We start from the raw sequence: 12,093 nt of genomic DNA, 5'->3' as shown, positions 1-12,093 counted from the left end.
CGAATAAAGAAAACAGCGTTGCGGAAAAAACCACAACGCTGTCTGATTACCCTAAACTAAATACTAATGATATTTTATTTTACTTCTACAGTTCTATAATCTGAGACAGATGGCAATTTTGTCTGAAGATTGATTTCTTTGGTAATAGTTTCTTTACCATTGCTGATTTCGAAACGGTATTTACCATCTTCCAAACCTTGCAAATCAAACTTCTTTGCAAATTGTGTTGCTTTTCTGTTGATAACCTCTACATAAATCGTCTCGTTCTTTTCGTTTTTCAAACGAATCTCTACCCAGTTACCTTGTTCTTTAGCAATTGTCACGTTCACTTTCATGGTGTTCACCACGCGATACATGCCTACGTCAAATGTTTTACCATCTGGTAACTCTGTTGCTGAAACAGCTGTGAATGTGAATAAACCTGCTACTAGAGCTAATGCGAAATTTTTTAATTGCTTTTTCATAATCATAATTTTGTTAAAATGTTAAATACTTTGCTTTTTCAATTAATAGACGCTTATAACAGCTGTGTGTGTCAAATTCTTAGTTAACTGGCTATATTACTTGATAAGCGGTCGGTGGCTTAGTAACTTAATGTATGTGTACCTTTTACGATTTCTTTAGTAATAATGCGGTCTCCGTTTTTCACCTCTACATAGTATTTACCGGCTTTCACGTTGCTCATATCAAAACACAATTTGTATGCTTCAACTTTTTTGCCTAAAACTTCTTCGTGTAGAATACTTCCGTCGGCGTCCATCAATTTAATGGTAGCGGCTACTCCTTTATCTTTTGTCAGGTTCATATTCAATTTCAATGAATTGGTGTGACCTGCTTCGTACATACCTACTTTAAGGTTGCTGCTTTTATATTCTATTTTTTTGTCGTCAGCATTAGCATTGAATGCTACGGTACTCGCTAATAACGCGATTGCGATGATTGATGTTATCTTTTTCATAATTTTTTCTTTTTAAATAATGGCTTTTTCAATTTAATAGATGCTCTTTTAGAGCTGTGTGTTTCAGATTTTAAGTTAATCGGCTATAAACCTTGATGAACGGTCGGAAGCTTAGTAACTTAAAGTGCTTGCGCTTTTTAAAATTTCTTTGGTAATGATACGTTCTCCGTTTTTAACCTCTACATAATATTTACCGGCTTTCACGTTGCTCATATCAAAACACAATTTGTATGATTCAACTTTTTTGCCTAACACTTCTTCGTGCAAGATACTTCCGTCTGCGTCCATCAATTTGATAGTAGCGCCTACACCTTTATCTTTTGTCAAGGTCATATTCAATTTCATTGACTTTGTATGACCTGCTTCGTACATACCTACATTAAGGTTACTACTTTTATACTCCATTTTTTTATCTTCAGCGTTGGCGTTGAATACTAGAGTAGTTGCTAATAAAGCTATTGCGATGGTTGATGTTAACTTTTTCATAATTTTATTTTTTTTAAACTTTTTCTTAATTTTTTTGATGTTTTAAAATTAGCTCAGCTTTGTTTTTCAGTGTGACATTTGTGATAAAAGTGGATTATTTTGTTATGAACTCCTTATCTCTTTATGTCTTTTGTTTTCTGCTTTGCTATTTTGTTTTTGTTTTGATGATTCAAAGATATATGTTTTACTTGGTACTGTGCATTACAAACTACTTGAAAGGTTATTTTAAAAGGATAAACGGTAATTAAATTTGTTTGCTTGAAAATTCATTGGTTGTGAAATTTTATTTCGTCAAATCCTTTTATTTAACTTTAAAAAAGACTCAGTCAGAACATTATTTCGCGAAACCTTAATTTTTGTTAAAATTTCTTATTCTCGCTCTCCTCTTTTTTTTGTTTTCGTTTTTGCTTTGATGTCTCAAAATTATAGCGACTTTCTGAATCTGGTAACTTACAATTTATAAACGGTCAATGCTAACTTACGAACGGTTACTTCTTTTGTATTTCTGGTTCGATTGGGGTGTTTGGCAAAATATTATTTTATCTGTATATACTTTGCTTTTTAAAAAAGGTTACAAACAAAATAAAATTTTGATAAAACCTCATTTTTGTCCTTTCGCCTCATGCTTACATTTTATATATATGACAAACTCGTGCCAGAAAACTTTAAAATTTGTTAAAATATATTTAAACCATTGATAATCAGTAGTTTAAATAAAATAAAGCGTGCCAAAAAAATTTATAGATTATTGAAATTTGTCCGATTCCGTACGTTTCATTTCCGTTTTCGTACATTCGTACAAAAAACATTACTGGTTTTGGCATGGTAGTAGGCAGATATTAAGACCAAAAAGAATGGTTTTAAAGAGTGAGAGAAATAAATTTTATCAAATTTTTAAGATATTCTTTTTAAAAAAACTTGTAGCTTGCAACTTAAATCTATACCTATATATATAGTATAGAATAGTAACATTCAACCTTATTTACTCAAGATGAAAAAATTACAGATTTTAGCCTCTTCATTTGCCATTGCCGTTTTAATCAGCTGCAATACCAACGCTCAAACCAAATCTACAGTACCGGAAGTTTCACCAGCACCAATGAAACCAGATATGACAGAAATCTGGAATCCAGAAGTACCAGTAGTAACCCCGGGTAAAAACCTGGGTGATGCCCCTTCTGATGCGATCATACTTTTTGACGGAAAAGATTTATCGCAATGGGTAAGTGCTAAAGATGGTGGTGCACCTAAGTGGAATATTAGAAATGGTATATTAGAGGTAGCTCCGGGCACTGGAGATATTAAAACTAAAATGAAATTCGGGGATTGCCAGCTACATATTGAATGGAGCGCGCCAGACGAAGTAAAAGGCAACAGCCAGGGTCGTGGCAATAGCGGGGTATTCTTCCAGGATCGTTATGAACTTCAGGTATTGGATTCTTACCAGAACCGCACTTACCGCAACGGACAAGCCGGAAGTATTTATAAAGACCAGGCTCCTTTGGTAAACGTAACGCGTAGCCCATTAGAGTGGAATACTTATGATGTTATTTACACTGCTCCTCGTTTCAAAGCAGATGGCCGTATAGATTATCCTGCCCGTATCACCGTATTGCACAATGGCGTAGTAGTTCAAAACAATACTACTATCCTTGGATTAACGCTTTATATAGGCTTACATACATATCCAGAAGCACATGGTGATGATGTAATTCACTTACAAGACCATGGTAACGTAACTCAATTCAGAAACATCTGGATTAGAAAACTGTAATACACTATATAATATAGAGTTATATAAATGAAATGCTACTCCTTATGGGAATGGCATTTCTATTTTATCTAAACTATGCCGCGACGGCGTACGGTTTTGCCTGATTTTATTGATTTCACTAATGAACAATTTTATACATTTTAAAATCATAAAAATCACCTAAATCAGGTAAATCAAAGTTCAGACAAAGCAAAAGATTAAATTTCTTTAATCTATAACTCTCAACAAACCAATCGTTCTAACGCACTGTTTTAACAGAAAGGATAAACTCCTTATTCTTATATAATATCCTCAATAGTATCTCACACTTCAACCGCATTCATAATGAAACAAAACAAATTAGGTAATCAGGGTTTGATAGCATCGCAAATGGGCTTAGGCTGTATGGGCATGTCGGAGTTTTATGGCAATACCGATGAAGCCGAGTCTTTACGAACTATCAATAGAGCTATTGACTTAGGCGTAAATTTTCTGGATACAGCCGATATGTATGGGCCCTTTAAAAATGAGATACTTCTGAGCAAAGTATTAAAAGAACGTAGAAGAGAGGTAGTTTTAGCCACCAAATTTGGCATTGTAAGAAGCGCTACGGACCCAACTGTAAGAGGTTTTAACGGCTCTCCTGAATATTGCAAAAAAGCCTGTGAGGATAGTTTACAAAGACTAGACATAGAAACCATAGATTTATATTATTTACACCGTGTTGACCAGAATGTGCCGATTGAAGAAACGGTAGGCGCCATGGCCGATTTGGTAAAAGAAGGGAAGGTGCGTTATATAGGTTTGTCAGAAGCTGCTCCTGAAACACTTCGTAAAGCTTTTAAAGAACACCCAATCACTGCCTTGCAGACTGAATATTCTCTTTGGTCTCGTGAGCCCGAAGATGAGATTATTCCTACTTGCCGCGAATTAGGTGTGGGTTTTGTTCCTTATAGTCCTCTGGGAAGAGGTTTTCTGACAGGAGAAATCAAAAGCTTTAATGATTTAGCACCAGATGATTTCCGTAGAATGTCGCCACGTTTTCAGGGTGAGAATTTTGAAAAGAATTTGGTATTGGTTGATAAAATTAAACAATTAGCCACTGAAAAAGGCTGCACAGCTTCTCAATTGGCTCTTGCTTGGGTAATGGCCCAAGGCGATGATATTTTCCCGATTCCGGGCACAAAAAGAGTAAAGTATCTGGAAGAAAATACTAGTGCAGCTGAAATCAAACTTTCTGCTGATGAATTAGCCGAAATTAACACAATTGCTCCTAAAAATGTGGCGGCTGGCACTCGTTATCCTGCTGCGAGTATGCAGTTTGTTAATAAGTAAGGATACTACTAAACGAAAATCCGTTCTTACCAATTTCTGTTGATAAGAACGGATTTGATTTTTACCGGGAATAAAATACTGTAACTGGGTACAAAGATTTATTCTTAGTTATAAATTCTGGGCGCTCTGGCTGGTCTAGGTGCAACCACTGGTGTTGGAGTTCTGATATATCCTGAAACTGGTGCAGGTGCAACTGTTGGCGAGGGGGTTCTCATATATCCTCCGGTTGGCGCCGGAGGAACTGGAACTGATGCAATGGCAGCGAGTCTTCCAATAGCCCTTGGTGTTGGGGCGACTGGTGGTACAGGAGGTACAATACCACCAAAGCGATGATACATATGTCCATCATTGCTGTAAGTGCTGAAATTAATGTTATCTCCATGCGCCTCTATTGTAAAATCTTTTTCTTTGATACCTCTCATGCGGCTTCCCCAGGTTTTATTAATCCAGTTCCACACTTTTTCATACGTTGCAGGCGATTGAGACTCTAAATCGATTAGCAATTTCTCACCTTTGATACGAATCTCAAAATCTTTTTTATCTTTAATCAAACCCTCTTTGAAAAGCATTTCGGCAAACTCTCTGAACTCTTTCTTAAAGCGGGCTTCTTCTTCCTTAGCTAGTTTTTCTATTACCTTTCCTTTCTCTTCCATTAATCGGCCAAGGCTATCCATAGGTCTTTCAAAGCGGCTCATTAATCTTTGCAGACTATCCATTGGATTGTTTAAGTGATCCATTTTTCTCTGAATAGGCACCATCTCCTCCTCCACTTTGCGCATTTCTTCTTCAAATATGTGCATCTGATTTTCCAGGTCACGCTCTTTTTTCTCCAGGCCTCTCAGTTTTTGTTCTGCATCAGCAGGCATTCTAACGTCACGGTATTGATTTTCTATTTTTCTCATAGCTAAACTCACTTCCTGCATCTCTATTGAAAGATTTTCAATCTTCCGTTGAGGTATACGCATTTTCAATGAAACCTGCTCCATATCTTTGCCATGCTTTTCCATTAGCTTGCCGTACTTGTCTTCCATCTGCTTGCTATACTTTTCCATTTCCTGGCCATACTTCTCCATTTCTCTGCCTAATCGTTCCATTTCTTTTTCTGCATCATCTAGTCTTGAAGTATCAGCAGTGTATGACGTATTAAATTCTTCACTAAAGAACTGCTCGTTTACATCATCCATTTCATCTTCTACAATACCCGGTACCATTGCAAAATTTGAGTTTTTAGCTTTCAGAAACTCCGTGGCGAATGTCTTCATAGATTCAAAATCTTTGCCTGCTAGTTCTTTACCCTCTACCACGATTTTTACAATCTCTCCTTTCTTGTTTTTAAATACACCCACATTCTTTTTATCTTTTTCAAAAAAGTAGAAATCAAATTGCTCTTCCGGTTTAGCAAACTCACTATTTGTATTTTTTGAAACAAGGTCATTTTTGGCGATTCTATCCTGACCATAAGCAATACCCATTGCTACTATTAATATCATACCTACAAAAAGTGCCCAGTTACCATAGCTCATAGGTTTGGCATCATTAATACCCACAATGCGCTTGATTCTATCCATAAAAGTCTGGCGTTTCGCTCCAAAGGCCATTGCCAAACGTGGCTGATGCTGAAAGGTTGCTACTTGTGTCAAGGCCTTAGCTAATACTAGTCTGTCGCCGCAGATATTTACTGCAAAATCATCACAGCAGTTTTCTCTTTCGTCACGCACTTGTGCCGAGATAAACCAGGTAGCAGGATGGTAAAAGAAAAGGATTTCGACACAACTCTGGAAGATATTAATCAGGTAATCGTAGCGTTTGATATGCGCTAATTCGTGGGCTAGAACCGCCTCCAATTGGGTGATACTAAGCCCCGACATTATACCAGCCGGAAGCAGAATAATAGGTTTTATCCAGCCGATGGTCATAGGTACTACTGCTTTAGCCGACTCAAATAAACGGATTGGTATATTTAACTGAATTTTCTCCTGTAGTTCTTCCATAATACCTAATACCTCATCTCTTACGGGCGTAATTTTCTGTACTTTCAGCTGTTGCACATATACAAATCCTATAATCAGGCGCAATAGGAGAAGATTAGCCCCTATAAACCAGAAGAAAACAAAAGTATCCAGATTATTCTGAATGAATAGTTGTGCCTGCTGAATAAAAGTTAGTTTAGATGGAGCAAATACTGAAACACCATCTAAATTAACAGCATTATTGATAAAGAAAGCTGTAAATCTTGGTTTTGTGGCTGCTATTCCGGCAGGCTCATATACCATTCCGAAAGTGACAATGGCACTAATCAACTGCAAACTCAATGCACCAATACCTTGCCAGTAGCGGGCACTTGAAGTCTTGAAAATATGGCGTAAGATACTAAATGCCACTACTATGACAAGTCCTTGCCACAAAGAGTGAATAAGTGTCCAGCCTAATGCTGAACTAATGTTTTCGGGAATTCCGGCAGTAAAATCAAAAAGCTTTTTCATAATTTAATTAAGTATAATATTGTTAGTTTAATAGGTCATTGTCCTTTTTCGATAGAATCAATTAATTTCTTAATCTCTTCTAACTCTTCTTTACTCACTTGCTGATTACCCAAAGCCTGCATCACCATTCTGGTTGCCGAGCCACGGAAAGTGGAGTCAATGAATTTGTCCAGAAGCATGTGCTGCGTAGGTTCTTCGCCTACTGCTGCTTCATACACATGATAACGACCCTCATCCGTACGGCTCACTAATTGCTTCTCAAACATAATCTGCATGATTTTGAGAGTAGTGGTGTAGCCTACCTCTTTAGTTTTGGAGAGTTCGTCATTTACCTGTCGAACAGTTGCTTTACCTAAAGCCCACAAAATCTGTAAGATTTCTAATTCAGACTCGGTGGGCTTAATTTTTATTTGCTTTTCCATAATTTTAAATTTTATCAAACAATTGTATCAGTCTGACCTGACGGAGAATATCTACGAATGATTTCGTAACAAATGTACGAGAAAAGAAATTATACTTCCAAATTTTATTACGAAAATTTTCGTAGATAAGAAAGAATTAAGTTTTTTTAACAAAAAGGGGTTGTGGAGCGAACTTCCGCGCGGCGACGGCCAGTTCGCTTTCAAGAGTTTATATAGTAATAAAAAATAAGAAGTGTTTACGATAAGGCGAGGTAGTAAAATTTGAAGAATTTCGAATGAATAAACTTATTATACTTTAATAAGCTATTTATCCCGAACAATTACAGCAAAATCTTCTCTCTTTTAATCAAAAATTTGGATATTTGTTTACTAATGCCCAAAGTAATGTGTCTCAACCCGATGTAGTATGCGTATACTGATTGCAGACGACCATAAATTTATATTAGATAGCCTTGAATTGCTGATTTCTACCATGCCGGAACATGAGGTAATGGGCACTTATGGCAGTGGAACAGAAGTATTAATGGCTTTGGAAGACAACAGCGATATAGATGCCATTCTATCTGATTATAATATGGGCGAGCTCAATGGGATTGATATGACCAGAGAAATAAAACAAAAGTATCCGCATATAAAGGTCTTATTGCTTACTGTATCAGAAGATGCCGAAACTATCAAAGAAGCATTCGAGGCAGGCGTATCAGGATATGTGATGAAGAAAGCAGGCAAAGCAGAGTTGCAAAAAGCCCTTAATACCATTGCGTCGGGAGAAAAATATTATAGCGAATCGGTAGTGTTTGAACTATTAAACCGGGATAAAAAAATAGGAGATCTGGTACAGGAAACCAATGCTTCTGGTCTATTAACAGAAAGAGAATTAGAAATCATAAAATTGATTGCGAAAGAATTATCTACTAACCAGATTGCTGATAGACTCTTTATCAGTCCTGCAACGGTAGAAACCCATCGACACAATATTCTGAAAAAATTAGGGGTTAAAAACTCCATAGGCATTGTGATGTATGCCGTTAATAATAAAATCGTGTAGCAACTTATACAACAGGCACCATTACCACTACTTCTGTCCCTTTTTCGGGCATACTCACAAAATTAATTTCGCCATGTAAAGAAGTTATACGGGTTTTGATATTAGTCAGACCCATACCATGCTTTGAGGCTTTTTCTGAAATCCCAATGCCATTGTCTTTAATAACCAGACGCAATTTACTGTCCACCTGTGTTAAAGCAATAAATGCATCCTGCGCTTGTGCGTGACGAAGCACATTGTTAGAAAGCTCGAGTATCACGCTGAATAACTCATACTCTATTTTATTGGTAAAACGTTCATCATGTGTTGAAATACTCAATGAAAAATTAGTTTTACCCAATGAATTAATCTCTTTTACCATACTCTCTAATGCTTTGGCTAGTCCATGCAATTCAAGTTCGGCTGGCAGGAGATTATGCGAAAGCAAACGAACATCGGTATAAACTTCAGACAATGCCTCAACTGTTGAACTAAAAATTTTACTCTCTTTCTCTGTCTGAAAGCTCGGATTAATGGCTTCTAAACGCCAACGCAAGCTGGCAATTTTTGCCGAAATATTATCATGCAATTCACTGGCGACGCGCTTGCGCTCAATGGTTTGACCTTTCAGTAGCGCTCCCTGAATTTCTTCATTTTTCTCTACCAGTTCCGCATTAATTTTTTTCAATTGCTTATTATTCCAGAAAACATAGGCAATTAGAATAATGCCGACCAGCAGACTAAAAATCAAACCCATACCTACCAGACTTTTCTTTTCGTCAGCTTGTTTGAGTGCCTCATATTCAAGGGTCTTGATTCGGGTTTGTTGTTTTTCAAAATTATAACTGGCTTCCAGTTCGGCGTATTTCTGATTTACCGATAATCTGCCCAAACTATCTTCATGGGTTTTGTAATCTTTTAGATACTTCAAGGCATTCCCGCTATCTCCAGCCATTTCATAAGTCTGGGAAATCTGATTTTCTGCCCTTGAAATCATTTCCATCCACGCTGATTTTCTGGCATATTCCAGACTCAATTTCCGGTATTCTATAGCTTTGGCAAATTGTTTTTTCTTTTCATAGATTTCTGCCAGATCAGAGTAAATCGCAAAAATCACCACCCGGTTATTAGTTTCCTGCGCATATTTTAAGGCCTTATCCCTATAATGATTTGCCAGATGTTCATTTCCTAACTGGGAATAGCAATTAGCAATACAATGCGGATTATCAGCTTTCAGATTGGCACTGGTAGCTCGTGGTAATAGTTTTTCAACTTGCAGATAATAGCTTAGCGCCTTTTCATAGTTCTGTATACCGAAATTATCATAATAATTATAATCTCCATAAAAGTCTAAAATCCAGCAAAGGTTATTCGTATTGTGAGTCATTTTTGCCAATGGTAGGGCCTTCTCCATATACTCTATGCACTTATCAGGTCTGCCATTATTATTCAAAACAAAACCTGTAAGTATATAAGTATAACACAAATCATAAGGGTCACCACCTGCTTTTGTTAAAATTTCACTGGCTTTTGAATACAACCTTAGTGCCTCTGTATAATTGCCGTTCCTGTCTTGTCTTTTACCTGCCGCTCTGCTATAAAGTCCTTTGCCTTTTAACCAGTTCACTTTCTTGGTAAAATGCCCTAAAGAATCCAATAAGCCGTCTGCCCGCTTATCTGCCAGATTAATGGCTCGCTCGGTTAATAAACTTAGTTTAGCAATAATTAATGTATCGCGTTGAGGCGTAGGTCCTTGCTTACCTAAAGTATGAATCTGGTTAATCAATGAATCAAGAGAAGGGTTCTGGGCTAAACCTTTCAAACATAAACTCATAAAAAACAGACAATAGAATAGTTTGTTCATGGGTAATAGAGCGCAGGAGATATGAGTAAAAATAGCAGATTAAACTCCTGATTTGCAAGAAAACACTGCAAAATACAGGAAAACCTGTAGATAAAATGTAGGATTATCTGTATTGATGCGCTTAGAAAATATAGAGAATTTTGGGGTATTAATTAGTCTGAAATCTGATATGTTAATCTCCTATAATTATGAAAAAAATTCTACCGGCTTTTTGCCTCTTTGCGCAAATAACATTTGCCCAAACCCCTACCCTTGTCAAAGATATTTATAATGGCACTGTTGGCTCCTTATCTTATTATGGAGAAACTTCAAGAATGGCTAATCTGAACGGTACACTTATTTTTGGAGCAAATGATGGCACAGTAGGGGCCGAATTATGGAAAAGTAATGGAACTTCTGCCGGAACTGTATTAGTAAAAGATATTAAACCTAACGATAACCAGTATTTCAAAGGTTCAGACCCTACTTTATTTATTACTATTGGCAATTATGTATTTTTTGCAGCCTATAGTGGTTTGGGAGAACTATACAGAACAGATGGCACAACCGCAGGCACTATTCAGTTAAGTACTTTTTCCGGCTCTGAAATTACTAATATTGGTACAACTGCCTACTACGCCAATAACGGAGAATTATGGAAAAGCAACGGGACTATAGGTGGAACAAGCCAGGTGAAAGATATTGTGCCATCAGGCGATTCCTCCCCACGTAATTTAACCAATGTCAATGGGACTCTCTATTTTGTAGCGAATGATGATGCAGATGTATTGAATGAAGAAATATGGAAAAGTAACGGGACCAGTGGCGGGACAGTAAAAGTAAAAGAATTGAATACAAATGGAAGTTCAAGTCCAACCGGATTAATCAGTTTTGATAATAAACTCTACTTTTTTGCTTTTAACAATGACAATGGCGGTTGGGGTTTATATAAAAGTGATGGCACATCTGCAGGTACAGTATTAGTAAAGTCAGGTTTGTATGACCCATCTAATGCGATTGCACCAAGCGACCCTATTGTTTTTAATGGAGCTTTATATTTTACAGCTAATACTGCTGGTAATGGTGTAGAAATCTGGAAGTCAGACGGTACGAATGCAGGAACAGTTTTATTAAAAGATATCAATGTTTCAGGCTTTCAGGGAGGCGGCACCCATGAAGCAGCCGTTTTGGGCAGTTACCTTTATTTTTCTGCCACTGATGGTATAAATGGTATAGAGCTATGGCGAACTGATGGTACAGCCAATGGTACAGTATTATTTAAAGACATCAGAGCCGGCAATGGCAGTTCTGATCCGGCTAAACTTAAAACCATAGGTACCAAAATTTACTTTCAGGCTTCTACCGCTGCCAATGGTGCTGAATTATGGCAGACTGACGGCATAGCTGATAATACGGTACAACTGCCCGATATTGCCAGTGGATCAATGGCTTCTATTCCTGCTTATTTTACAGAAGTAAATGGAACAATTTTCTTTCGTGCTACCAGCTATGGTTTCGACGTAGAACTCTGGAAATTAGATATAAATTCTAATTGTCCGCCTACACTCGCTCCTACCGGTAACATTACCACTAATCAGAAAGCAAATAGCAGTGTGAGTACTACTGGAACCAATATCATTCCTACTTCTGTGAATGTGACCTATCAGGCAGGGAAATATGTACAACTCAATCCCGGTTTCAGAACACAAGGCAATACAGTTTTTCAGACGAAAATACTGGCAGGCTGTAACTAAAAAGTGCCTTCTGGTTTCTCAGAAGGCACTCC

At 37.2% G+C, this 12,093-nt stretch carries 10 protein-coding genes; 4 read left to right on the top strand and 6 right to left on the bottom strand.

The window, feature by feature from the left end; translation table 11 throughout:
• Window positions 1–74 precede the first annotated feature (74 nt).
• The 3 genes from D0T08_RS06005 to D0T08_RS05995 form a co-directional block, all read right to left on the bottom strand.
• Entirely contained in the window at window positions 75–464 is a 390-nt protein-coding gene (locus tag D0T08_RS06005; RefSeq protein WP_147322717.1) for a hypothetical protein, read from the bottom strand.
• Window positions 465–583: 119 nt separating this feature from the next.
• Window positions 584–958 (bottom strand): hypothetical protein, encoded by a 375-nt coding sequence (locus tag D0T08_RS06000; RefSeq protein ID WP_116981701.1) that lies wholly within the window; start codon window positions 956–958, stop codon window positions 584–586.
• 111 nt (window positions 959–1,069) lie between these two features.
• Window positions 1,070–1,444, bottom strand: coding sequence for a hypothetical protein (locus D0T08_RS05995; protein ID WP_116981700.1), 375 nt, complete (start codon window positions 1,442–1,444; stop codon window positions 1,070–1,072).
• 991 nt (window positions 1,445–2,435) lie between these two features.
• Here D0T08_RS05995 and D0T08_RS05990 point away from each other — a divergent pair.
• Entirely contained in the window at window positions 2,436–3,218 is a 783-nt protein-coding gene (locus D0T08_RS05990) for a DUF1080 domain-containing protein (RefSeq protein WP_116981699.1), read from the top strand.
• A 324-nt stretch (window positions 3,219–3,542) separates the two neighbouring features.
• Window positions 3,543–4,532 (top strand): aldo/keto reductase, encoded by a 990-nt coding sequence (locus D0T08_RS05985; protein WP_116981698.1) that lies wholly within the window; start codon window positions 3,543–3,545, stop codon window positions 4,530–4,532.
• 104 nt (window positions 4,533–4,636) lie between these two features.
• On the opposite strand, the gene D0T08_RS05980 is transcribed toward D0T08_RS05985, so the two are convergent.
• Together D0T08_RS05980 and D0T08_RS05975 are read right to left on the bottom strand one after the other, a co-directional pair.
• The gene (locus D0T08_RS05980) at window positions 4,637–7,015 is read right to left on the bottom strand and encodes a M56 family metallopeptidase (protein WP_116981697.1); all 2,379 of its coding nucleotides are present in this window, start codon (window positions 7,013–7,015) and stop codon (window positions 4,637–4,639) included.
• Window positions 7,016–7,050: 35 nt separating this feature from the next.
• A complete protein-coding gene (locus tag D0T08_RS05975; RefSeq protein WP_199538125.1) occupies window positions 7,051–7,437 on the bottom strand; it encodes a BlaI/MecI/CopY family transcriptional regulator in 387 nt (128 codons plus the stop codon).
• 406 nt (window positions 7,438–7,843) lie between these two features.
• On the opposite strand from D0T08_RS05975, the gene D0T08_RS05970 reads away from it, so the two are divergent.
• Window positions 7,844–8,485, top strand: coding sequence for a response regulator transcription factor (locus tag D0T08_RS05970; RefSeq protein ID WP_116981696.1), 642 nt, complete (start codon window positions 7,844–7,846; stop codon window positions 8,483–8,485).
• Between the two features lie 4 nt (window positions 8,486–8,489).
• On the opposite strand, the gene D0T08_RS05965 is transcribed toward D0T08_RS05970, so the two are convergent.
• Window positions 8,490–10,328: an ATP-binding protein gene (locus tag D0T08_RS05965; protein ID WP_116981695.1), complete on the bottom strand. Its 1,839-nt coding sequence runs from the start codon at window positions 10,326–10,328 to the stop codon at window positions 8,490–8,492.
• Window positions 10,329–10,516: 188 nt separating this feature from the next.
• Here D0T08_RS05965 and D0T08_RS05960 point away from each other — a divergent pair, with 188 nt between their 5' ends.
• The gene (locus tag D0T08_RS05960; protein WP_116981694.1) at window positions 10,517–12,061 is read left to right on the top strand and encodes an ELWxxDGT repeat protein; all 1,545 of its coding nucleotides are present in this window, start codon (window positions 10,517–10,519) and stop codon (window positions 12,059–12,061) included.
• The last annotated feature ends 32 nt before the right edge of the window (window positions 12,062–12,093 follow it).

The sequence above is a fragment of the Emticicia sp. C21 genome (assembly GCF_003418935.1).
Classification (GTDB): Bacteria; Bacteroidota; Bacteroidia; order Cytophagales; family Spirosomataceae; genus Emticicia.
Note: the sequence above shows the minus strand (reverse complement) of the source record. Positions and strands in the feature narration are given on the sequence as shown.